Origin of the sequence: Vibrio sp. 1S139, assembly GCF_041439475.1 — a bacterium.
In the GTDB taxonomy this organism is placed as follows: domain Bacteria; phylum Pseudomonadota; class Gammaproteobacteria; order Enterobacterales; family Vibrionaceae; genus Vibrio; species Vibrio crassostreae_C.
Genome location: NZ_JBGOOD010000011.1, coordinates 53042 through 76844 on the forward strand (window position 1 = coordinate 53042; position 23803 = coordinate 76844).

Annotated in this window: 20 protein-coding genes; 11 read left to right on the plus strand and 9 right to left on the minus strand. The window is 44.3% G+C overall.

Translation table 11 applies throughout. The annotated features are described in order from the left end of the window. Window positions 1-2 precede the first annotated feature (2 nt). Window positions 3-689: a cytochrome c nitrite reductase Fe-S protein gene (gene nrfC, locus ACED46_RS05985; protein WP_017060985.1), complete on the minus strand. Its 687-nt coding sequence runs from the start codon at window positions 687-689 to the stop codon at window positions 3-5. A gap of 3 nt (window positions 690-692) precedes the next feature. Further along, window positions 693-1277, minus strand: coding sequence for a cytochrome c nitrite reductase pentaheme subunit (gene nrfB / locus ACED46_RS05990; RefSeq protein ID WP_008222036.1), 585 nt, complete (start codon window positions 1275-1277; stop codon window positions 693-695). A 482-nt stretch (window positions 1278-1759) separates the two neighbouring features. On the opposite strand from nrfB, the gene nrfA reads away from it, so the two are divergent. Both nrfA and ACED46_RS06000 read left to right on the plus strand, forming a co-directional pair. Continuing rightward, window positions 1760-3190, plus strand: coding sequence for an ammonia-forming nitrite reductase cytochrome c552 subunit (gene nrfA / locus ACED46_RS05995; protein WP_371721084.1), 1431 nt, complete (start codon window positions 1760-1762; stop codon window positions 3188-3190). 125 nt (window positions 3191-3315) lie between these two features. Then, window positions 3316-3660, plus strand: coding sequence for a rhodanese-like domain-containing protein (locus ACED46_RS06000; RefSeq protein ID WP_102332076.1), 345 nt, complete (start codon window positions 3316-3318; stop codon window positions 3658-3660). A 39-nt stretch (window positions 3661-3699) separates the two neighbouring features. On the opposite strand, the gene ACED46_RS06005 is transcribed toward ACED46_RS06000, so the two are convergent. Both ACED46_RS06005 and gyrA read right to left on the minus strand, forming a co-directional pair. Beyond that, window positions 3700-4329, minus strand: coding sequence for a tetratricopeptide repeat protein (locus tag ACED46_RS06005; RefSeq protein ID WP_371721085.1), 630 nt, complete (start codon window positions 4327-4329; stop codon window positions 3700-3702). A 168-nt stretch (window positions 4330-4497) separates the two neighbouring features. Then, window positions 4498-7140, minus strand: coding sequence for a DNA topoisomerase (ATP-hydrolyzing) subunit A (gyrA, locus tag ACED46_RS06010; RefSeq protein ID WP_017072500.1), 2643 nt, complete (start codon window positions 7138-7140; stop codon window positions 4498-4500). A gap of 258 nt (window positions 7141-7398) precedes the next feature. Here gyrA and ubiG point away from each other — a divergent pair, with 258 nt between their 5' ends. The 4 genes from ubiG to yfaE all read left to right on the plus strand — a co-directional run bounded on the left by ubiG (window position 7399) and on the right by yfaE (window position 12448). Continuing rightward, window positions 7399-8142 carry a bifunctional 2-polyprenyl-6-hydroxyphenol methylase/3-demethylubiquinol 3-O-methyltransferase UbiG gene (ubiG, locus tag ACED46_RS06015; RefSeq protein ID WP_371721086.1) on the plus strand — a complete coding sequence of 248 codons (744 nt, stop codon included), beginning with the start codon at window positions 7399-7401 and terminating at the stop codon, window positions 8140-8142. A gap of 508 nt (window positions 8143-8650) precedes the next feature. After that, a complete protein-coding gene (gene nrdA, locus ACED46_RS06020; protein ID WP_017060992.1) occupies window positions 8651-10933 on the plus strand; it encodes a class 1a ribonucleoside-diphosphate reductase subunit alpha in 2283 nt (760 codons plus the stop codon). Window positions 10934-11036: 103 nt separating this feature from the next. Continuing rightward, a complete protein-coding gene (nrdB, locus tag ACED46_RS06025; protein ID WP_017063554.1) occupies window positions 11037-12170 on the plus strand; it encodes a class Ia ribonucleoside-diphosphate reductase subunit beta in 1134 nt (377 codons plus the stop codon). After that, the gene (gene yfaE / locus ACED46_RS06030; RefSeq protein WP_010438115.1) at window positions 12170-12448 is read left to right on the plus strand and encodes a class I ribonucleotide reductase maintenance protein YfaE; all 279 of its coding nucleotides are present in this window, start codon (window positions 12170-12172) and stop codon (window positions 12446-12448) included. The genes nrdB and yfaE overlap by 1 nt, the downstream gene beginning before the upstream one ends. 172 nt (window positions 12449-12620) lie before the next feature. On the opposite strand, the gene napF is transcribed toward yfaE, so the two are convergent. Together napF and ACED46_RS06040 are read right to left on the minus strand one after the other, a co-directional pair. Next, window positions 12621-13136 carry a ferredoxin-type protein NapF gene (gene napF / locus ACED46_RS06035; RefSeq protein ID WP_017060994.1) on the minus strand — a complete coding sequence of 172 codons (516 nt, stop codon included), beginning with the start codon at window positions 13134-13136 and terminating at the stop codon, window positions 12621-12623. Next, window positions 13136-13702, minus strand: coding sequence for a molecular chaperone (locus ACED46_RS06040; RefSeq protein WP_017060995.1), 567 nt, complete (start codon window positions 13700-13702; stop codon window positions 13136-13138). Before ACED46_RS06040 ends, napF begins: the two co-directional genes overlap by 1 nt. A gap of 198 nt (window positions 13703-13900) precedes the next feature. Between ACED46_RS06040 and ACED46_RS06045 the strand changes: the two genes are divergently transcribed. Genes ACED46_RS06045 through ACED46_RS06055 form a run of 3 tightly spaced genes read left to right on the plus strand, consistent with a single transcriptional unit; the run spans window position 13901 to window position 17818 of the window. Beyond that, the gene (locus ACED46_RS06045; RefSeq protein WP_371721087.1) at window positions 13901-16339 is read left to right on the plus strand and encodes a DmsA/YnfE/YnfF family dimethyl sulfoxide reductase; all 2439 of its coding nucleotides are present in this window, start codon (window positions 13901-13903) and stop codon (window positions 16337-16339) included. Between the two features lie 11 nt (window positions 16340-16350). Further along, window positions 16351-16971, plus strand: a complete 621-nt coding sequence (locus ACED46_RS06050) for a DMSO/selenate family reductase complex B subunit (protein ID WP_004733360.1) — start codon at window positions 16351-16353, stop codon at window positions 16969-16971. Between the two features lies 1 nt (window position 16972). Then, complete coding sequence (locus ACED46_RS06055; protein WP_017060997.1) at window positions 16973-17818, plus strand: DmsC/YnfH family molybdoenzyme membrane anchor subunit; 846 nt, start codon at window positions 16973-16975, stop codon at window positions 17816-17818. 174 nt (window positions 17819-17992) lie between these two features. Here ACED46_RS06055 and ACED46_RS06060 read toward each other — a convergent pair whose 3' ends face one another. Beyond that, entirely contained in the window at window positions 17993-19231 is a 1239-nt protein-coding gene (locus ACED46_RS06060) for a CinA family nicotinamide mononucleotide deamidase-related protein (protein WP_371721088.1), read from the minus strand. 210 nt (window positions 19232-19441) lie between these two features. Between ACED46_RS06060 and ACED46_RS06065 the strand changes: the two genes are divergently transcribed. After that, the gene (locus ACED46_RS06065) at window positions 19442-20353 is read left to right on the plus strand and encodes a DUF3943 domain-containing protein (protein WP_371721089.1); all 912 of its coding nucleotides are present in this window, start codon (window positions 19442-19444) and stop codon (window positions 20351-20353) included. A gap of 267 nt (window positions 20354-20620) precedes the next feature. Beyond that, window positions 20621-21133, plus strand: coding sequence for a glycine cleavage system protein R (locus tag ACED46_RS06070; RefSeq protein WP_017061000.1), 513 nt, complete (start codon window positions 20621-20623; stop codon window positions 21131-21133). A gap of 73 nt (window positions 21134-21206) precedes the next feature. On the opposite strand, the gene nspC is transcribed toward ACED46_RS06070, so the two are convergent. After that, complete coding sequence (nspC, locus tag ACED46_RS06075) at window positions 21207-22346, minus strand: carboxynorspermidine decarboxylase (RefSeq protein ID WP_371721090.1); 1140 nt, start codon at window positions 22344-22346, stop codon at window positions 21207-21209. Between the two features lie 199 nt (window positions 22347-22545). After that, window positions 22546-23799, minus strand: coding sequence for a carboxynorspermidine synthase (locus tag ACED46_RS06080; RefSeq protein WP_371721091.1), 1254 nt, complete (start codon window positions 23797-23799; stop codon window positions 22546-22548). Window positions 23800-23803: the final 4 nt, after the last annotated feature.

The following is a 23803-nucleotide window of genomic DNA, read 5'->3' on the forward strand; positions in this document are numbered from 1 at the left end:
AATCAAATCTCCCCTTTTTGGTGTGGCACTTTATAGAGTTTTGGCTGAGTACCTAGATAAGCCTTATCTCTGTAAACCACTTCAGATTTAAGTACCTGGTTTATCTCGCTCTTAGGGTCATTTAAGTCGCCAAATATCAGCGCATTGGTAGGGCAAGATTCAACACAAGCAGGTAATTTACCTTGCGCAAGATTGGTATCGCGGCAGAAGTTACATTTGTCGGCCGACTTATTCTTAGGATGGAAGAAGCGCACTTGATATGGACAAGCTAGCAGGCAATAACCACAGCCGACACACTTCTCTTTATGTACATCAACAATTCCTGTCTTCTCATCTTTATAGGCGGCGCCTGTTGGGCAAACCATCACACAAGGTGCATTATCACAATGTTGACAAGAGTTACGAGTGAAACGGTAATCAACATTTGGATATTCACCTTGAGGTTCGCTCTTTATGATTTCTAAGCGCGATACGCCTTCAGGCACTTTGTTTACTTCACGACACGCCTCAGTACAAGCAGTACAGCCAATACAAGCGGTTTCGTCATGAACCATTCCGTAACGCTTGGTGCCATCTTCCTGAACATTAGCCAGCGTTTTGCGGCTTGTAACCGCTGCAGTACCTGCAACACCAGTTGTGAAAATAACGGCACCCGCGCCAGCTAAAAAGTTTCTTCTTGAGCAGCTCATAGATTACTCCCCTTCTTTCTTCTGGTTGAAGTCTGAATGGCAATCCACACACAGCTTGATGGTTTGCTTTTTATCTAAGCCAAGCACCTTCGCTTCACTCGCATGCACATCGTGACAGTTTGAACACGTTAAGTTTTGTGCGTGTACGTCATGAGTCCAACTCGCTTCGCGCAGATCATCAGGCTTATGACAATCTATACATTGGCTGTTGGCATCTAGGATTAAGCTAGGATCGAGGAAAACCTTTTCGGTTCCGGGTTGTGATTGAGCCGCGCGATACTTCACCACCTCAGGTGCACCATCACGGTGATCGGGGCCAATAGAACTATGACAATCTGTGCAATTCACTTCACGGCCAAGCAAAGCGTGCGCACTCTCACCATGTGAACCAAATACCGTTTCTTTAGAATCTTTATGGCATTGGACACACTTGTAATCTTTGTCACGTATTAATTCGACTTCATGTCTTGTTGACTCTCCTACTGGCGTAACAGCAGGCTCTGCAACAGCATGAATGGAATAACCATAGAGGCAGAATGCTAGAAGGGATTTAAGCATTATGACTATGGCCAATTTAATATTGCCCATTTTATCCTTTCCTTATACCGGCATTATTTAACTCTCAACTAAATAATATTCCGGTTAAACAAAAGTACCCTTAAACGATATTATTACCGCTTAAATGATATCAATTCTTATTTTGGATAAGCCACAACGCTTTCTATATTTAGAATATACCCCTAATTAGGTAAAGCGAAATATACAAAGGGTAATATGTGAACACAATCACCCTATTTATAGTGAGGGCATGTCGGGTAATTATTTGTTATATATGATAATAATTCTCAATAAGACCAGTCTAACTTGATGTCCACATACCCCTTTAGGGCTATATAAACTTCAACGTGATTGAAGTCACTGTCATTAATTGATCTAAAACAAGCAAACATCCGACACGTAACAAAATGTGTTTATTTATGAATTAATATAAACAGCAATTCTCCAGTTCTTAATTTGAATAGCAAACTCACAACGCTTGGTATAAAAATCAGTATATTGGAGATATCACTGTGAAAAAGCATTGGATACGTAATTCCGTCACAGCATTATTAATGGTTAGCGCATCACTAGTAAGCGCGACCAGTTTTGCTGCGTCTGAACAAAAAGAAATTGGTGATCCTCGTAACGACCAGTTCGAGCAAAACCACCCAGATCAATACCATTCATGGAGACAAACGTCAGAGAGCGAAGCCATTGAAGACGCACTAAAAGAAGATCCAAACATGGTTATTCTATGGGCGGGCTACGGTTTCGCGAAAGACTACAACAAAGCCCGCGGCCACTTTTATGCGGTTGATGATGTAAGACAAACCCTGCGTACTGGCGGACCAACCGACGAAAATTCAGGCCCAATGCCAATGGCGTGCTGGAGCTGTAAAAGCCCAGACGTAGCACGCGTTATTGAAGAGCGTGGTGAAGACGGCTACTTTGAAGGTAAATGGGCTCGTCTTGGCAGCGAGATAGTCAATCCAATTGGTTGTGCCGACTGTCACGATACTCAAAGTGAAGGCTTTAAAAATGGCGAACCTGCACTAAAGATCACTCGTCCTTATGTTGAACGTGCGTTCGATGCGATTGGGAAGAACTTCGAAGAGCAAGGTCGCTTTGATCAGCAAGCCTCTGTGTGTGCTCAGTGTCACGTGGAATACTACTTCACGGGTCCAACAAAAGGTGTGAAATTCCCTTGGGATAAAGGGACGCGTGTTGAACAGATGGAAGAGTACTACGATCAGATTGGTTTTAAAGATTGGACACATAAAGTCTCTAAAGCACCAATGCTAAAGGCTCAGCACCCAGGTTACGAAACTTGGCGTGAAGGCATCCACGGTAAGAACAAAGTCGTTTGTGCTGACTGTCATATGCCGAAAGTGACCAAAGAAGATGGCACCGTTTATACCGACCATAAAGTGGGTAACCCATTCGACCGCTTCGAAGATACCTGTGCAAACTGTCACACTCAATCTAAAGAGACCATGCTTAACATCGTTTCAAGCCGTAAAGCGCAAGTGCTGAACATGAAGCTGACTGCTGAGAAACAAATCGTAGCCGCTCACTTTGAAGCTGGCGCAGCATGGGAAGCAGGCGCAACAGAACAAGAGATGGAGCCCATCCTACAAGATATCCGTCACGCTCAATGGCGCTGGGATTACGCGATCGCATCTCACGGTGTTCACATGCACGCACCTGAAGTAGCCCTAGAGGTTCTTGGAACGGCGGTTGACCGCGCAGCAGACGCGCGAACTAAGATTGTTCGTCTACTTGCGAAGAAAGGCATTACCGATCCAATCGAGATTCCAGATATCTCAACCAAAGAAGCCGCTCAGAAAGCGCTAGGAATGGACATGGATAAGATGAATGCTGAGAAGCAACACTTCTTAGACACGGTGGTACCTAAGTGGGAAGAGCAAGCTGAAAAGCGTGAAGCCAACTACGAATACTAGTTTCTTCAATTAGACCATTACGTAAAAACCAGTCACACTATTATGGTGTGGTTGGTTTTTTAGGTTTTTGGGGAATACACATCAATACCTACCTCCGATCTACTCTCCAATTCAAGGAATAAACAATGAAAACCTTATTTTCACTTTCAGCATTGTGCGTTGCACTGTTAAGTTCTGGCGTTCAAGCGTCTGAGCGCGCCGATATAGGTTGGGAGTTAATTGAGAAAGGCGCATTGGTAGTTGATGTCAGAACACCTGAGGAGTTCAAACAAGGGCATCTCGACAACGCCATTAACTACCCACTGTCTGAGGTCGCAACACACTTTGCCAACATAGATAAAGACCAGCCAATCGTGTTGTATTGCCGCAGTGGTAATCGCTCAGGACAAGCCTATCAATTCTTACAAGCTCAAGGGTTTACTCAAATCCACAACGCAGGTGGCCTGATTGAAATGCAGGAAAGTAAATAGCCAAAGGCTAACGATTAACGACTAGCGATTGGGCCAAGCTTAACGGATCATCTGTTTGGCTTGGTTGATCGAGTGGATAATAGAAACACGATCAATCCCCTTCTGATTAGAGTCGAGAATTTGAGTCCAAGCATCGATCGCTTGTTGATAGCGCATACTGATGAAGTGATCGGTCGCGATTAACATCAAGGCCGTTCGATCGTTCGGATCAAGATCCATAGATTGCTCTAGCAGTTTGTTGACGTCATCACTCATCGCTTGTGAACTGAGATAATAAAGTGCGGTAGCTTTAGCGGCATACAAGCCTGAAGGCGCTTGAGGGTCTAAGCGAATCGCGTAGTCGTAACAGGTAAACGCCGCATCAAACTCCCCTTTCTGCATATAAACACCACCAAGCTTAAACCAAAGATCTGATTGATTAGGGTCTTGCTCCAAGCTCTGCTGAAGTTCATTTTGGAAATCTGTTGTTGTATAGCTGCTGTCGTCACTTGAAGTAAGTTGAGGAGCTTCTTGTTTCATCTGAGACCAAACCAGAATGCTGACTAATATCGCCACACATGAAATAAGGAGGTTGCTTTTCAGATGACTGGTCTTTCTGTTTGATGCGATCACGATTGCCACTAGAAATAGGCTCATTAGCAGCAAAGCAATCAGTAACCAGATATCCATTCCATTCTCCTTTCATTGACGCTTTACTGTACCTTTTTCTCACTAAACAATATTGATCGAGGTTTAGCTATTGGCTTTTAAACAAGTCACAGCCAAATTCTAGGTAATAAAAAACCGAGCACAATGGCTCGGCTTTTTGTCTCAACTTCTATTTATAGAAGTGAAAGATTACTCAGTGTCTTGCTCGCTATCAGAAGCGTCTGATGCTTGCTCTTCACTTGATTCAGAAACGACTGCTGCTTCAGCGTTTGCTACTTCAGCTTCGCCTTCAACAACCTCAGCTTCTTCTACTTCGTCGATACGTTGTAGACCTACAACGTTCTCGTCGTCAGAAGTACGAATCAGTGTTACACCTTGAGTGTTACGACCAACTTGGCTCACTTCCGCAACGCGAGTACGTACTAGCGTACCTGCGTCGGTGATCATCATCATTTCGTCGCCTTCTTCAACTTGAACAGCGCCAACAACTGGGCCATTACGTTCAGAGACTTTGATAGAAACCACACCTTGCGTTGCACGGCCTTTCGTTGGGTATTCAGCTAGTTCAGTACGCTTACCGTAACCGTTTTGAGTCACAGTTAGGATATCGCCTTCGTTAGAAGGAACAATCAACGATACTACTTGATCGTCTTCTGGAAGCTTCATACCACGAACACCAGAGGCAGTACGGCCCATTGCACGTACTTTGTCCTCGTTAAAGCGAACAACTTTGCCCGATTTAGAGAACAGCATGATGTCGCTATCACCGTTAGTGATGTCAACGCCAATCAGTGAATCATCGTCACGTAGGTTAACTGCAATTAGGCCGTTAGCACGTACGTTTGCGAACTGATCCAGTGATGTCTTCTTAACAGTACCGTCACCCGTTGCCATGAAGATGAATTTCTCGTTAGAGAACTCAGAAACAGGCAGGATAGCCGTGATACGCTCACCTTCTTCTAGAGGAAGAATGTTAACGATAGGCTTACCACGAGCAGTACGACTTGCTAATGGCAGTTGGTAAACTTTCAGACGGTATGTCTTACCACGAGTAGAGAAACATAGGATGTTATCGTGAGTATTAGCAACAAGCAGACGCTCAATGTAATCCTCATCTTTCATCTTAGTTGCACTCTTACCTTTACCACCACGACGCTGAGCTTCGTAGTCGCTTAGGATTTGGTACTTAACGTAACCTGCGTTAGAAAGCGTTACTACAACGTCTTCTTGAGCAATCAGCTCTTCCATGTCGATGTCATGAACTGCCGCTGTGATTTCTGTACGACGCTCGTCGCCATAGATTTCACGTACTGCTTCAAGTTCTTCACGGATAACTTCCATCAAACGCTCAGTGCTTGCAAGAATGTGCATTAGCTCAGCGATTTCTTCTAGAAGGGCTTTGTACTCGTCTAGAATCTTCTCGTGCTCAAGGCCTGTTAGGCGGTGAAGACGAAGTTCTAGAATTGCTTGTGCTTGTGTTTCCGTTAGGAAGTATTGACCATCGCGGATGCCGTATTGGTCTTCTAACCAATCAGGACGAGCTGCGTCAGTACCTGCACGCTCAAGCATTGAAGCAACGTTACCAAGATCCCAACCACGAGACACTAAACCAACTTTAGCTTCTGCTGGTGTTGGCGCGCTCTTGATCAGTTCAATGATTTCATCAATGTTAGCAAGTGCTAGAGACAATGCTTCAAGGATGTGTGCACGGTCGCGTGCTTTCTTCAATTCGAAGATAGTACGACGAGTCACAACTTCGCGACGGTGGTCTACGAAGCACTTAAGCATGTCTTTGATGTTGAACAACTGTGGTTGACCGTTATTCAACGCAACCATGTTGATACCGAAAGTCGTTTGCAGTTGAGTTTGAGCGTATAGGTTGTTAAGAACCACTTCGCCTACTGCATCACGCTTACATTCAATAACAATACGCATACCGTCTTTATCAGACTCGTCACGCAGTGCACTGATGCCTTCTACTTTCTTATCTTTAACCAGTTCAGCAATCTTCTCGATCAAACGAGCTTTGTTTACTTGGTAAGGGATCTCAGTAACGATAATGGTTTCTTTACCATTCTTCTCTACTTCGATATCCGCTTTTGAACGCATGTAAACCTTACCGCGGCCAGTCTTGTAAGCATCTACGATGCCTTTACGACCACTGATAAGTGCTGCTGTTGGGAAGTCAGGACCAGGGATATAGTCCATTAGCTCATCAATAGTGATATCTTCATTATTGATAAATGCTAAACAGCCATCAACAACTTCACCAAGGTTATGTGGTGGGATGTTGGTAGCCATACCTACTGCGATACCAGAAGCACCGTTTACCAATAGGTTAGGAATTTTTGTAGGAAGTACTGCTGGAATTTGTTCTGTACCATCGTAGTTCGGTACGTAATCCACAGTTTCCTTATCAAGGTCAGCCAGGAGCTCGTGAGCAATTTTCGCCATACGAACTTCGGTATAACGCATTGCAGCCGCGGAGTCGCCATCGATAGAACCAAAGTTACCTTGGCCATCAACTAGCATGTAACGCAGTGAGAACGGTTGCGCCATACGAACAATAGTATCGTATACAGCACTATCACCATGTGGGTGGTATTTACCGATTACATCACCTACTACACGAGCAGACTTTTTATATGGTTTGTTCCAATCATTACCTAGTACATTCATCGCGAACAAAACGCGGCGGTGTACAGGTTTTAGGCCATCACGCACATCTGGAAGGGCACGACCAACGATGACGGACATCGCGTAGTCTAGGTATGAACCTCTAAGCTCATCTTCAATATTTACGGGCGTGATCTCTTTCGCTAGATCGCTCATAGAGCCATTTTCCCTCTATAGTCAGATCGTATTTTTGAATACGTATAAGACCGAAAAATATAACACAAATTTACCTACGGAGGCATCACTTTCCCTCTCCTTTTACCATCTTGTGACCCTTGTAGCCAATCAATTGATGAGAAATTGCACCTCCGCATCATATCTTGCTGAAACATGGTCACTTTACACCCAATAAACTAGCAAAATTGTAGATCTTCTGGTCAGAGCGAAAAGGCAAGTTATAATGCCTGCAATTTCATGGATGCATTATTTAACTTGGAAATGCCGATTATGACTAAATCACAGAACGTAGACCCAGCAGAAATCAAAAAATTCGAAGACATGGCGTCACGCTGGTGGGATCTAGAAGGCGAGTTTAAGCCTCTACATCAAATCAACCCACTGCGCCTAAATTACGTGCTAGAAAAGACCGAAGGTTTATTTGGTAAGAAAGTCCTCGATGTTGGCTGCGGTGGCGGCATTTTGGCTGAAAGCATGGCGGTTGAGGGCGCAGTAGTCACTGGCCTAGATATGGGTAAAGAACCGCTAGAAGTGGCACGTCTTCACGCATTGGAAACTGGCACCAAGCTCGATTACATCCAGAGCACCATCGAAGACCATGCAGAACAGAATCCACAAACTTACGATGTGGTGACATGTATGGAAATGCTAGAGCACGTTCCTGATCCACAATCTGCGATTAGTGCATGTTCAAAATTAGTGAAACCGGGTGGTCACGTGTTCTTCTCTACCTTGAACCGTAACTTCAAATCTTACCTGTTCGCTATTGTTGGTGCAGAAAAGCTACTTAAGATTGTTCCTGAGGGCACTCATGAGCACGAGAAGTTCATTCGCCCTGCAGAACTTATCAAGATGGTCGATAACACTCCGCTGCAAGAACTAGGGATTACAGGGCTGCACTACAATCCTCTTACGGACACTTATCGTTTAGGCACAAATGTAGACGTAAACTACATCGTCCACACGCAAAACTTTGGCTAAAAAATATCGGTAGCCCTACCGTAAAACCTTTTGTAAAAAAGACGAATGAAAAGAGTTGCAATTACCATAACTTTGCGACTTTTTTCAGTCTAAATTTCGTGCGCTAGCTTCCATTTTGACCACCTCGATTTAAATTTAATCGCCTAAAATCAATCGCCCATTTTGGCCAAAGATCAAGGAATTTTTTTTTATGGGCGTGCAAAAATAAAGCATCATTAAAAGCCGACTTTTATACAATCAAGTCACATATAACCTCATCAGTTAGTGGTCACTTACAGTTTTTTTTCAATCCACCACTTATCCACAAGCAACCCCATTTCTTTACCTTGAAAAATATCAGTTGTAGCACTATCTTGTAACCCAACAAACAAATGACCCCTATATGTTGTGTTTGAACTACAATGTATGGGTAGACCAAGATCACAAAGCCGAAACGTAATTTACAAAAATTACACAGAAACACACAAAAACACGGCCTTGTTCAGTTTTGTTAGGGAAATTAAGCAGAATGAACCAACAACTTACTGTTACCAAGCGTAACGGGCGCAAAGAAACGATCGATCTAGAGAAGATCCATCGCGTGATTACATGGGCAGCTGAAGGCTTGCACAATGTTTCTGTATCACAAGTAGAATTGAAAGCTCACATTCAGTTTTACGATGGCATCACCACTACTGACATTCATGAAACTATCATCAAGTCAGCAGCGGATTTAATCTCTGAAGAGACTCCTGATTACCAATATCTAGCAGCACGTCTGTCTGTATTCCACCTACGTAAAAAAGCGTACGGCGAATACGAGCCGCCTGCACTGTATGACCACGTTGCAAAACTGGTTGATATGGGTAAATACGATAGCCACCTTATGGAAGATTACACGAAAGCTGAATTCGAAGAGCTTGACGAGTACATCGACCACAAACGTGACTTAGACTTCTCTTACGCAGCGGTTAAGCAGCTCGAAGGTAAATACTTCGTGCAAAACCGTGTAACGAAAGAAATCTACGAGAGTGCTCAGTTCCTTTACATTTTAGTTGCTGCGTGTCTATTCGCTAAATACCCGAAATCGACTCGTCTTGACTACATCAAACGTTTTTACGACGCATCGTCTACGTTTAAGATTTCTCTACCTACACCGATCATGTCTGGTGTACGTACGCCTACTCGTCAATTCAGTTCTTGTGTACTGATCGAGTGTGGTGACAGCCTTGATTCAATCAACGCGACAGCAAGCTCAATTGTTCGTTACGTATCTCAACGTGCTGGTATTGGTATCAACGCAGGTCGTATCCGTGCGCTTGGTTCTGAAATCCGTAATGGTGAAGCGTTCCACACAGGCTGTATCCCTTTCTACAAATACTTCCAAACAGCAGTAAAATGTTGTTCTCAAGGTGGTGTTCGTGGCGGTGCAGCAACGGTATTCTACCCACTATGGCACGGTGAAGTTCAGTCTCTATTAGTACTGAAAAACAACCGCGGCGTTGAAGAGAACCGAGTTCGTCACATGGATTACGGCGTACAGCTGAACAAGCTTATGTACTCTCGCCTAGTTCAGGGTGGCAACATCAGCCTGTTCTCACCTTCAGACGTACCTGGCCTTTACGATGCGTTCTTCGAAAACCAAGACCGTTTTGAAGAGCTATACGTTAAGTACGAAAACGATCCTTCAGTGAAGCGTGAAACGGTTAAAGCCGTTGAGCTTTTCTCTCTGCTAATGCAAGAGCGTGCTTCTACTGGTCGTATCTACATTCAGAACGTTGACCACTGTAATACACACAGCCCGTTTGATTCTGAAGTAGCACCTGTTCGTCAATCGAACCTATGTCTAGAAATCGCGCTTCCTACTAAGCCACTTTCTAACGTAGAAGATGACGAAGGCGAAATTGCACTATGTACGCTTTCAGCATTCAACCTTGGCGCAATCAATGAACTGGACGACCTAGCAGAGCTTTCTGAGCTGGTTGTTCGTGCTCTAGATGCACTGCTTGATTACCAAGACTACCCGCTTCCAGCTGCATACAAGTCGACAATGAACCGTCGTACTTTAGGTGTAGGTGTAATCAACTACGCATACTACCTAGCGAAGAATGGTGTTAAGTACTCTGATGGCAGCGCGAATGGCCTGACTCACCGTACTTTTGAAGCAATTCAATACCACTTGCTAAAAGCATCTGTTGAACTAGCGAAAGAGCAAGGCCGTTGCCCATCTTTCCACGAGACCAACTACGCGAAAGGCCTACTGCCAATCGATACTTACAAAAAAGATATCGACTTAGTATGTGAAGAGCCACTGCACTACGATTGGGATTCTCTACGTGAAGAGATCATGGAGCACGGTCTGCGTAACTCTACGCTAACAGCGCTTATGCCTTCTGAGACATCGTCTCAAATCTCGAACGCGACTAACGGTATCGAGCCACCACGTGGTTACGTATCAGTGAAAGCATCGAAAGACGGCATCCTTAAGCAAGTGGTTCCAGATTTCCTAAATCTTAAAGAGAACTACGAGCTACTTTGGAACATTGGTTCTAACGACGGTTACCTACACCTAGTGGGTATCATGCAAAAATTCGTTGACCAAGCTATCTCTGCAAACACTAACTATGACCCAAGTGTTTACGACAGCGGTAAAGTACCAATGAAGAAGCTGCTTCAAGACCTACTAACAGCGTACAAGTACGGTGTTAAGACGCTTTACTACCATAACACTCGTGATGGTGCTAAAGACGACCAAGGCGATGCAGTTCAAGTGCCGGAAGAAGATTGTGAAGGCGGCGGTTGTAAGATCTAAACCGCAATAAACATTAAGACCCCAGAGAAGAGTTATCTTCTCTGGGTTTAAAGCATTAACAGGGTCCGTTTTATTACGGGTCTTTAAAGGATTTGAGGCATTTATGGCTTACAGTACTTTTTCTCAGCAAAAAAATGACCAACTAAAAGAACCAATGTTCTTGGGTCAGTCGGTAAACGTTGCACGTTACGACCAACAAAAATTCGAAATCTTCGAAAAGCTTATCGAGAAGCAGCTTTCTTTCTTCTGGCGTCCAGAAGAAGTAGACGTGTCTAGCGACCGTATCGACTACAACAAGCTTCCTGAGCATGAAAAGCACATCTTCATCTCTAACTTGAAGTACCAAACGCTTCTAGATTCAATCCAAGGCCGCAGCCCTAACGTTGCCCTACTTCCATTGGTATCTCTACCAGAAGTTGAAACTTGGATTGAAACTTGGTCTTTCTCTGAAACGATTCACTCTCGTTCTTACACGCACATCATCCGTAACATCGTGAATGATCCAGGCGTAGTATTCGACGACATCGTTGAAAATGAAGAGATTCTGAAGCGTGCTAAAGACATCGCTTTCTACTACGACGACCTAATCAAGCTAACGGCTGACTACCACCGCTACGGTGAAGGCAACCACAGCATCAACGGCGAAGACGTCAAGATTTCACTTCACGACCTGAAGAAGAAACTTTACCTATGTCTAATGTCTGTAAACGCACTAGAAGCGATTCGTTTCTACGTAAGTTTCGCATGTTCATTTGCATTCGCTGAGCGTGAGCTAATGGAAGGTAACGCGAAGATCATCAAGCTAATCGCTCGTGATGAAGCCCTTCACCTTACTGGTACACAGCACATGATCAACTTGCTACGCAATGGTCAAGATGATTTTGAATTCATGCAGATCGCTGAAGAGTGTAAGCAAGAGTGTTTCGACCTATTCAAAGAAGCGGCTGAGCAAGAGAAAGAGTGGGCAGAATACCTATTCAAAGATGGCTCTATGATTGGTCTGAACAAAGACATTCTTTGCCAATACGTTGAGTACATTACCAACATCCGTATGCAGGCTGTTGGCCTAGGTACGGCTTACCCAGCAGCAACGTCGAACCCAATTCCATGGATCAACGCTTGGTTGTCTTCAGATAACGTTCAAGTTGCTCCACAAGAAGCAGAAATCAGTTCTTACCTAGTTGGCCAAATCGACAACGAAGTAAAAGCTGACGACTTTGAAGGATTTGAGCTGTAATGCCAACAATCAAAATCAACAAACTGACTTCAATTGAATCTAACCCTTCAAACACTCTGTTGGAAACAATGGAACAAGCTGGGTTAGAGCCAGAATACAACTGCCGAGATGGTCACTGTGGCGCTTGCCGCTGCACGTTGGATTCTGGTGAGGTCGAGTACGTTGGTTTTGCTATGGCTTACACGCAAGGTAATGAGATATTGCCTTGTATCTGTAAAGCAAAGACTGAGCTATCGCTGAGTAACGTTATTCATAGAAACAAGCAAAAACGCGCATAAGCCAGCTGGCTTTAGGTCACTTTGTTCGAATATCGTCAATAAGAATCAAAAAAGGGTCCGCTTCCTTTAGGAATGCGGACCCTTTTCTATTTATGTCTTTAGGTATCTAAAGCGACTCGTCTATCACTCAACCAAATCTTCCTGTTGGCTTGTGTCATACAAAGCCAAACGTTTATTGCTGAGTCAGGTTAAGAGTCACAGAGCCAATATAACAAGCGCTTCGGCACTCTCCACAGCCGTTACACTTATCTTTGTCCACTGTAGGCAACTCTCCTACTTCGATGTGTATTGCACCAGCTGAACACGCCGTTTGGCATGCTGAACAGTCCATTTGCATGTAATTATTGCAGCTATCCGCAAAGCTCGGCTTGAGGTCGATATAAGGCGTGACCGTTGGATGAAGTGCGCCGGTCGGACACACTTCAGTGCATTTGTTACACATAGAACAACTGTTGTAATCCAAATTCAGCAGCGCACTGCCCTCTAGCATCTCAATAACGCTATTTGGACACGATTGTTCACACAATCCACAACCGTCGCAAAGACGCTCAAACAGCACCTCATCGACCGCTCTTGGCGGTCTTGCATGCAAGCGCTGTGATATCTCTTCATAATTCGCGGCTGCTTTAACCGGTTTAGAAAGTCGAGTTAAGAAACCGCGTCTATTTGAATTTATTTGTTCAGACATTAGTCGATATATAACTTTTTAGTAGCAACGTTTAAATTATATTCAGATATTAAGTACTTAAACCAATCTATTACATCAACCGATAGCTTTTTATAAAAAGATAACTCTGATGCTTTATTTAGTTTTTCTAAATAAACAGAAGACCAAGTTAATAAGTGACCCTCAAGCAATTCACCGGCTGAATTAATATTATTATTTTCTAACAAATACGCATGAGCGAATAACATTAAACCAAATTGATCTTCCGGCTCTCTTAACCCAGTGTCTAATTCAATCTGATTCAATTCTAAAAACTGGCGATACTCAACCGTAGAAGCACCAAACACAACGCGGTCTTTATCTAGGTACACAGAACCCCAAGGCGGAGCTGGCATGTCTCCAACGCCTTCAAACAGGCGGCTGAACTCTGCTGCGAGCGCATCTTCGTCTTCGCTTCTTAATGCCTGCAAGCATTCTTCAGAGAGTACTTCGCTCTCAACCAAAGCTTCGACAATGGTGATTAACTGTTCTTTACTTGTCGCCTGATAAAATAGCGAACCCAACAATTTATGCGTATCGATAATCATTATTATTTATGCCGTTATAGGTTTAAAGATAATTATATTAATTAACTCATTTCATTCTTTGATCTATTTTATACATTCAATTCATAAACTTTAAATTCCACACTTATTTGATGCCAATCAATCAATAATTCGAAATAAATACATAAAGAACAAACTACCTATAAAGTGCTAGCTATCAATAGCAAAAGGCATCTTAGAATGACGAATAAGAAAGAATCTGGGGTAATGAATCTTACTCGAAGAGGCTTCATGAAAGCTTCCTCTGCAGTAGGTAGTGCAGCTGCACTTGCGGGCGGTATTGCATTACCTTTCAAATCCAAACCAGTAGCGGCTGCAGTTGCTGAAAATGTGGATGAGAAAATCGTATGGAGTGCATGTACAGTAAACTGTGGCTCTCGCTGCCCACTGCGTATGCATGTACAAAACGGTGAAATCAAATACGTAGAAACAGACAACACAGGCACTGACGAATACGGTCATCACCAAGTTCGTGCGTGTCTACGTGGTCGCTCGATGCGCCGCCGTGTTTATAACCCAGATCGCCTAAAGTACCCAATGAAACGTGTGGGTAAACGTGGTGAAGGTAAGTTTAAGCGTATTAGCTGGGAAGAGGCTTATGATGAAGTCGCTGGCACCATGCAACGCCTTATCAAAGACTACGGTAACGACACTATCTACCTAAACTACGGTACAGGTACGCTGGGCGGCACGGTTACTAAATCTTGGCCACCAGCTCAAACGCTGATTGCTCGTCTAATGAACCTAAGTGGTGGTTACTTAAACCATTACGGTGACTACTCAACAGCGCAAATCACGAAAGGCTTGAGCTACACCTACGGCGGTTGGGCAAACAACAACTCTTTCTCTGATTTAGAGAACACTAAACTTAACATTCAGTTTGGTAACAACCCTGCTGAGACGCGTATGTCTGGTGGCGGCCAGATCCACCACTACGTTGAAAGCAAAAACAAATCAAACGCAAGAACGATCATCATCGACCCTCGCTACACCGATACTGCCGGTGGCCGTGAAGATCAATGGATCCCAATTCGTCCTTCTACAGATGCGGCATTGGTAGCGGGTCTTGCACACGTGATGATCACTGAAGACCTTGTCGACCAACCGTTCCTAGACAAATACTGTGTCGGTTACGATGAGAAGACCCTTCCTGCATCAGCGCCTAAAAACAGCGACTACAAATCTTACATCCTAGGTTTAGGTGAAGATGGCGTAGAGAAGACACCAGAATGGGCTTCTAAGATCACGGGTATTCCAGTTGACACCATCGTTAAGCTTGGCCGTGAAATGGGCACAGCGAAACCATGTGCGATTCACCAAGGTTGGGGCTTACAACGCACTGCGAACGGTGAACTAGCGTGTCGTGCAATCGCGATGCTGTCACTGCTCACTGGTTCTGTGGGCGTATCAGGCGGTTCAACAGGCGCTCGTGAAAGCGACATCAACATTCCATTTGTGCGCTTCCCTACTGTGCCAAACCCAGTTGAAACGTCTATTTCAATGTTCATGTGGACAGACGCGATTTACCGTCACCATGAAATGACCGACATCACTGATGGTGTTCGCGGTGCAGAGCGCCTTAAGAACCCAATCAAGATGATCTGGAACTACGCAGGTAACTGCATCATTAACCAACACTCAGACATCAACAAGACTCACGCGATTCTTCAAGATGAAAGTGCGTGTGAAATGATTGTCGTGGTTGATAACCATATGACGTCTTCAGCGAAGTACGCCGATATCATCCTGCCAGACTTAACAACGTCTGAGCAAGACGACTGGTGTATGGACGGTAAAGCGGCGAACATGCCTTACTTCATCTACGCGCAGAAAGCGATTGAGCCTCAGTTTGAAGCAAAATCTATCTACGAGATGTGTACTCAGCTTGCGAAACGAATGGGCGTAGAAAAAGCGTTCACCGAAGGCCGTACTCAAGAGCAATGGATTGAGCACCTTTACGCAGAAACTCGTAAGAACGATCCAACACTGCCAACCTTCGAAGAGATGAAAGAGCTGGGTATCTACAAACGTAGCTACGACCACCACTACATCGCTTATGAAGATTTCCGTAAAGATCCTGAAGCGAACCCACTGACCACACCAAGTGGCAAGATCGAGATCTACTCAGAGCAACTGGCTGATATCGCGAAGACTTGGAAGCTGAAAGAAGACGAAGTGATTCACCCACTTCCGATTTACGCGGACTCTTTCGAAGGTCATAACGACCCACTAGCAGAGAAGTACCCACTTCAGCTAACCGGTTTCCACTACAAGGCTCGTACTCACTCGACTTACGGCAACGTTGCAGAAATCAAAGCAGCAGCACCGCAAGAGTTGTGGATCAACCCAATCGATGCAAAAGAACGTGGTATTGATAGCGGCGACATGGTGAGTATTTTCAACGACCGTGGCGAAGTACATATTCCAGCGAAAGTGACACCTAGGATTCTTCCTCGAGTTGTCGCACTAGGCGAAGGTGCATGGTACGCACCAGATGGTCAGAAGATCGACCATGCAGGCTCTATCAACGTGCTGACGACTCAGCGCCCGAGCCCACTTGCTAAGGGTAACCCTCAGCATACAAACCTAGTTCAAATCAAAGCGCTAAAGAAAGCATAAGGTAGGTTGGAATGAAACAATACGGCTTTTACATTGATTCAAGTAAATGCACGGGTTGTAAAACCTGTCAGCTTGCTTGTAAAGATTATAACGATCTAGACATCAAAACGAACTACCGTCGCGTATACGAATATGCCGGTGGTGGCTTCACTCAAGATGGTGATACCTGGGTTCAGAAAGATGTCTTTTCTTACTACCTATCTATCGCTTGTAACCACTGTACTAACCCAGCGTGTGTGAAAGTGTGTCCTTCGGGCGCAATGCACAAACGTGATGAAGACGGTTTGGTTGTGGTTGATGAGAGCGTATGTATTGGTTGTCAGCACTGTAGCAATGCGTGTCCTTACGGCGCACCACAATACAATGCTAAGAAAGGTCATATGACGAAATGCGATGGTTGTTACCAACGTGTTTCTGAAGGCAAACAGCCTATCTGTGTTGAGTCTTGCCCACTTCGTGCATTGGAGTTTGGTGAAATCAATACACTTCGTGAGAAGTACGGCTCTGGTGCGGATGTGGCTCCACTGCCATCTTCAACAGAAACGCTACCAAACATCGTGATTAAGCTGAACAAAAACGCGAAGCCGACTGGCGATACCAGCGGTCACCTAGCAAACCCGAAGGAGGTGTAAGATGATTTTTCATGAGTGGTCTTTAATCTTCTTTACGGTGCTGGCGCAAACTGCGGTTGGTGGTTACTTACTGATTGGCGCACGTGCACTGGTACTTGGTCATGACGAAGAGAAGCTGAACAGCTACAAGGTTCCAATGTTTATCCTATGGGTACTGATGGGTCTTGGCTTCATGTTCTCGACAACGCACCTTGGCTCTCCACTGCGCGCGTTTAACGCTTTTAATCAACTAGGTTCGGCTTGGTTGTCTAACGAAGTGTTCTTCGGTGCGGCATTCTTCGCTGTCGGTGGCCTGCAATGGTTACTGTCGGTAGTCAAGAAAGGTGGCGTTGCTATCCAGAAAGCACTGATGGTTGGCGCGATGGTACTGGGTGTTATCTTCATGTACGCGATGATCAACGTATACATGATCAACACAGTACCGACGTGGGACAACATCTACACACCACTGAGCTTCATCATGACGATGGTTGTGGGTGGCTTGCTGTTATCTCAGTTCGTGATTGTATTCGCAAACGACAGCCGCTTTACGGTTGACCGTAACATCACCATGCTAGCTGTTATTGCCGTTGCTATCAGCTTGCTTGTGACCGTAGGAAAACTGAACCTAATCGGAGACATCCAAACTTCAGCGGCAAAAGCGTCTGAGTTAGTCGATGGTTTAGGTAGCTATGTGATTCTTCAAGTGGCACTGCTAATGGCAAGCTTGTTGATTTGGATTCTACCTATGCTGAACAAAGCAAAAGTGAACCCAGTTAACCTTGGCTTAGCACTAGTATTGTTCTTGGCTTCAGAGTTAATCGGCCGTGGTTTGTTCTACAGCCTACATATGACAAGCGGTTTGTAATCGAGTTCTTACAGACAGGAGTTGCGTGTAAACATCGCTGCTTGTTTGGTTATCTAGAAGGCTAGATAAACAAAAGGCCCAACACCTATTTAGATGTTGGGCCTTTTTATTTCGTTTTTTCTAGCGTTTTTAATACAGACTTAGCGAGTTCGCTTACATCGTTAGCTTACATAGCTACTTAATGATAGCCGCTGGAATAAACATGTCTTTTAATCGCTTAACCGAAGAATAAGTACCAAACATCGGTTTGTTATCTAAATGCCTTCTCAGCATATCGGCGGCAACGGTCTTAATCACGTTGCGTTGGTCTTCACGCGAGTACTGACGATAAAACTCAAGTACCTGCCCCCACTCGCCTGCTTCAGTCGACAATGCAACGCTGAATGTGTTGCCTTCCAGCTTACCAGTCACCAAAGCCAATTCAGTTCCGCACTTATCTCTTGTTGCTCCAGCCAGCGCAAAGGTCGCGGCTAATGGATCGCTCTTTTCAAGTTCGCTCTCTTTTGGCTCAGCCATCACCCATGAGTGTCCGAAGCAATCTTCTATCTGCTCATTCAATTGCAGCCACGCTGACAGTGAACCTTTGGTCGACACTTCAGACACAGATAACGTCTTCTTTTTTTCCGCCATGATGTGTCCAATATGGTCAATCATCGGCTCATCAACACTAACGACATTACTCTCTAGCAGCTTGTAAACCATCTGCAGAAGCTTAACGCGAGTTTCTAAGTCTGCCTTAGGACCAAACAGTTTGACCTCAATGAACGGCAGATAAGAGCGATAACCAAGTTCATAACCTTCTGGCAGCTTTAGTTGATCCAAAACATCAGAGATACCGGACTCAGACAAACCAAACGTAAACAGTCGACTGCATTCAGAGGCAACCACTTGAGGGTAGGTACACGACAAGTCAGGAAGAATCTCAAACGTCACCATGCGCTTGAATTCACTTGGTACACCCGGCGTGAAATAGAAAGTCGCATCGTTAATTTTCAGTTTGAAGCCACAAGCCGTCCCCACAGGGTTATCGACAATCTCTGAACTCGCAGGTAACAAAGCTTGTTTAAGGTTGCTGTCTGGCATTGGCATGCCACGTCCAGAGAACATCTCTTCCATACGAGCAAGCCATTCAGGGAACATGACGAGTTTCTGCTCGGAAGCAGCTGCAGCGGCGGCAGCACTCATATCATCGGTTGTCGGGCCTAAACCACCATTAACGATAACCACATCATAGTTAAAGCTCAGCATCAGCAGTTCTTCAACAAGAGCATTCATTTGATCACCCACAGTTGAGCGCTTAGCAAGCGCAAAACCATGCTGATAAAACTCAGCAGACATCCAAGCTGCGTTTGTATCTACAATGTCTCCATGAAGAACTTCTTCATCTGTGCTTAACATTGCGATTTTCGTCATATTTCTATCCCTTGTTGTCATAAAAAGACACTGCATTATTTACAAACTGGTCTATGGTTGAATTTGGAGTAATTCGCCTTTTCACTAATATTAATAATGTTAAACCTAAGGTTTTCTTAGGAAAAGCTATAAATTATTAGTTCCCTAAATCAGGCATTTAATAGATAATTGTGACCCTGATCAATTCCAAACTTTCTCATGGAGACCCTTGTGGCCAAATCACCGTTACTAGCAAAGGTTACTGCTGCATTTTCAATGCTAATGTCAGTTAACTCGGTTGCAAGCCAATACGACTTCGACCAGCCAATCAACCTTTCTTACTCGGATGAATGTGCTCAAGATTACTGTGTTAATGAAAGCTTGTACACCTACAAGCCTAGCAAGAACTATGCACTAAGCGAATCAAGTGATCAGTACGATCTAACGATCGATAAGCAACCAATCTACCTTACTGTCAGCGATGGCAAAGATTGGGATTACTTAATGGGTCAAACCTACACCATTCTTGGCCTAAGTGTCGCAACCGTTGGTCTAATGACTCTTTTACCTGAAAGTATCACTAAGTGGGATGATGACCAACGTGATATAAGCGCACTAGGTAAAAAATGGAAAGATAACGTTTCCGAAGGCCCAGTATGGGACCGTGACGAACACTTCCTAAACTACGTGATGCACCCTTATTTCGGTGGTGTTTACTACACCGCAGCTCGACATGCTGGTTACGACGAGTTTGAGTCTTTCTTATACTCTTGGACAATGTCGACCTTCTTCTGGGAATATGGCGTAGAAGCGTTTGCTGAAGTACCTTCATGGCAAGATCTCTTCATCACACCATTCTTTGGTGCGGTTGTCGGTGAAATGATGCTAGAAGCAGAACAAGACATCGTTGCTTCAGGTGGCGAAGTGATGGGTTCTCAAACCATGGGTGATGTTTCGTTATTCTTCCTTAACCCTGTTGGACACATTCACTACTGGGTAAGTGACGCATGGGGCGGTGATGCAGAAGTTAACCTGAATACTAACCCTTGGTGGGATAACCAAGACGCTGCACGTTTTGCTTACGATGCTGGCGCACCATACGACTCTCAGTTTGTTGGTATGAACTTCAAAGTAACGTTCTAATTCGTCTCTAGTACTACTCAATATAAGTTATTGAATATAAGTTGCTGAATCATCAATCACAGTGACAACTCTTCTAAAAAGCGGCTCTCTAGCCGCTTTTTTTGTGCCCTACTCTTCATTCTCTTTTTTTGCATCGAAGCTTAGTTTCAAAAATTGACCTAGGTCAAACATTGTTCGATGTAACCTTCTACACTGAAATTAAAGAACTTTATCGCGTGATATCAAACATTTAATTAGCAAAGAATAATTGAAACCTTGGGGGCTGATATGAACAGTACATTTATCGTAAACTTTATCGGAAAAGCATCACCAGCAACAATCAAACAGCTTGCTGCGGTTACTCACGAAAACGACGGCAAATGGCTCATCAGTAAAGTGAACTTTATTGAAGACCAAGTCGCAGGCGTACTAAAGGTTCAACTTCCAGCCATCAACGAATCGATTGTAAAAGAAGCGTTCAGCGCCAATCCAGATCTCATCGTGCAGTTTGTCGATTCCGATCATACACACAATGTTCAAGACACGGTCCATCACTTGAGACTCGACTCTAACGACCGAGCAGGTATCGTCAACGAAGTGACTCATGTATTGGATAGACAAGGAATCAGTATTCTCGATATGGATTGTCACCGCGTCTTTATCGCTGGTGGCGGCGGTGTTAGCTCAAGTCTATTCACATCAAAAATCGCCGTTAAGCTGCCAATCGAAGTACAGATCGACGACGTAGTTAATGAACTCGAAACGCTCAGTGAAGATACTCGTGTGATGATTGAAAGCTAAATAAACAAAATTAAAGAACAAAAAAGAGCAGCTCATTAGCTGCTCTTTGTATTGCTCTGAACTTGTGATTCAGTTACTTAACTGACCATTGTGATAATGAGCGTTTGAAGTCTTCATAGCCGAATTCATTTAGCTTCTGAACTTCACCACTGCTACGTTCACAGTAGATTGAAGGCATTTTAAGGCCATTGAACCAGTTCAATTTCACCATGGTGTAACCCGCGCTGTCTAACAGATGCAGCTTTTGACCAATCTTAAGTGGCTCATCAAAGCTCGCTTCGCAGAACTGATCGCCCGCAAGACATGAACACGAACCAATCACGTAGTCATGGCTGCCTGTTTCTGATGCTTCCAATACTGATGCGGGCTCATTGTAGATAAGCGTGTCAAGGCGGTGCGCCTCAGTCGCTGAATCCACAATCGCTGTTTTCTTCACGTTCTCAACAATATCGACCACTGTCACAACTAGGTCGGTTGTTTTAGTGATGATCGCTTCACCCGGCTCAAGGTACATCTGCACGCCGTGTTTCTCAGAGAAGGCTTTCAGCGCAAGACCAAGCTTTTCGATGTCATAGCCAGGCCATGTAAAGAACACACCACCGCCCATGCTCACCCAATCCAAATTATCTAAGTGCTCGCCAAACTGTTTTGAGATTGAATCAAGTAGGCCGATAAAGGCATCAACGTCTTTATTCTCACAGTTCATGTGGAACATCACACCATTAATCTCATCGAAGATCTCTGGTTTGATGTGGTCAGCTTGCACGCCCAAACGCGAGAATTGACGTGCTGGATTCGCCAAGTCTTGCCCTGCGTAGCTCACGCCCGGATTTAAACGTAAACCCAGTGAAGCTTTACCTTCAACAATATGACGGTAAGCAGCAAGTTGGCTTTGAGAGTTGAAGATCATCTTGTCGCAGATGTCAGCAACCTCTCTCACGTCATCTTCACTGTAGCCCACACTGTAAGCATGAGTTTCACCGCCAAAAGTTTCGTGACCTAATTTCACTTCATAAGGGCCAGAACTAGTAGTACCGTCTAGGTACGGTTTGATGATGTCAAACACGCCCCAAGTCGAGAAGCACTTAAGCGCAAGTACCAATTTCACACCTGAAATCTCTTTCAGTTGCTTGGCTTTTTCTAAGTTCGCAATCAACTTGTCTTCGTTGATCATGAAATATGGGGTTTTTAGTTCTTCTTTCTTAAACGTCATTTTTGTAAACACTCAAGCAGCATCTATAGATGGAAAGGTAAATTAACAATTTTGGTGTGATTTATTTTGATTTTGTCCTGTCCGAGCGCAGTGAGTTACAAAATCAAAATAAATGATACCAAAGCTTCAAGGCTATCATCATCGAAAAGGGAACAATCCATGTCCCCTTTAATTAGCAATCAAAACAAGAAATCAGTTCTTATTTTTTCAGCTCATGAATCACTGGAAGACCTTGGCCTGCTTCAAGCTCTTGAACATGCCAATCTAGACCAATTTCCGGCATAGTTGCTAGGAACGGATCTGGATTTAGCTGTTCCATGTTGAACACGCCTTTATCAGCCCATTCGCCGCGGAAGAACTGTAGTGCAGCGGTAATTGCTGGAACACCAGTTGTGTAAGAGATCGCTTGGTGCTCTACGTCTTCGTAAGCCACTTCGTGGTCTGCGTTATTGTAGATGAATACGCTACGCTCTTTACCATCTTTCTTACCTTGAACCCAAGTACCGATACACGTTAAACCAGTGTAACCCGGAGCTAGAGATGTTGGATCCGGTAGTAGTGCTTTAAGAACATGCAGAGGCTGAACCACAGTACCATCGTGCAGTGTTAGCGGATCTGGGCTAAGAAGACCGATATCACGCATGCAGTTGAAGTAGTTCAAGTATGCATCACCAAAGCCCATCCAAAATTCGATACGCTTAGCTGGGATGAACTCTTTCATTGAACGAACTTCATCGTGCGCCATTGAGTAAACTTTGTGAGAACCACAGTTCGGGAATTCAAACTCAAGCATACGAGAGTGACAAGGTACTTGTTTCCACTCTTCATTTTCCCAGTAGAAAGAATCGCCTTGGATCTCAAGCATGTTGGTTTCTGGGTCAAAGTTTGTCGCAAACTTCTTGCCGTGGTCACCAGCATTCACATCCATTACATCAATTGAGTCAATCTCATCGAACAAGTGCTTAACCGCGTATGCAGCAAAGATTGATACCACACCTGGATCGAAACCAGCACCAAGAATACCTGTGATGCCTGCTTCAGCGAACTTCTCACGGTAGCCCCACTGCCAATCGTAAGCTTGTGGTACTTGTTGGCCTTCAGAACATAGGTCAACCGCTACCGATGTATCTAAATAAGAAACTTTAGATTGGTAACATGCTTCCATGATTGCCATGTTTACCCAAGGAGGACCAGCGTTGATCACTAGATCCGGCTGAACTTCTTTAATCAAAGCAACAAGCGCATCAACATCATCAGCGTCTACTGAACGTGCTTCTAGTTTCTTAGTTAAATCTTTAAGGTTGTTTTTGCCCTTGATAGATTCGATGATTTTTTCACACTTCGCGATTGTGCGAGAAGCGATTGTGATATCACCCAGTACTTCGTTATTTTGTGCTGCTTTGTGTGCAACAACCCAACCAACGCCACCTGCACCAATTTGTAGAATAGCCATAATT